Here is a 518-nt window from a genome sequence, read left to right as displayed (position 1 = left end):
CACACACTCTGCAAAGTCTAATGCCGTTTTATTTTCTGTAACAACTGCCTTTCGCCAACCATTATGGCGATCAAAGTGCATATAGATATTCATCATGCCTGCACGCTCATACTCGTAGTCTTCACGTGCAGCTTGACCAGGCTTAGCCAAAGATGGGGCGCTAACGTCTTTCACTAATTGCTTACCTGCTTCATCAAAATTAACAATAGGCCTTAGAGGGTCAGCTTCCTGAGCATATAAATCTAATACATTTTCCATACGTGCAATATACTCCGCATCAAGCTTACCAACACACCACATTTTTTTCTGCCAGGGTTTAAGCTCATTTTCTTTTAAACGCTTTCTGATCGTTTCCAAAGATATTTCTTCAAGCTCTGTCAGCATCATCAGTTGATCGCCTAAAAGATTTAATGTCCAACGGCTACATCCTTTGGGCGGGTTTGTGCATGCTGTGGCAAGCAATAAGGCTTCCTGTTTGATGTTTAACTTACGTGGCTGACCACTACGTTTGCCTTCTG

General features: G+C 42.5%; 1 pseudogene. It reads right to left on the bottom strand.

Annotated features, from left to right (window positions below):
* A pseudogene (locus DNK84_RS04960) lies at positions 1-518 on the bottom strand (IS630 family transposase); the annotation flags it as partial.

The sequence above is a fragment of the Facilibium subflavum genome, assembly GCF_003574485.1.
GTDB classification, from domain to species: domain Bacteria; phylum Pseudomonadota; class Gammaproteobacteria; order Francisellales; family Francisellaceae; genus Facilibium; species Facilibium subflavum.
Note: the sequence above shows the minus strand (reverse complement) of the source record. Positions and strands in the feature narration are given on the sequence as shown.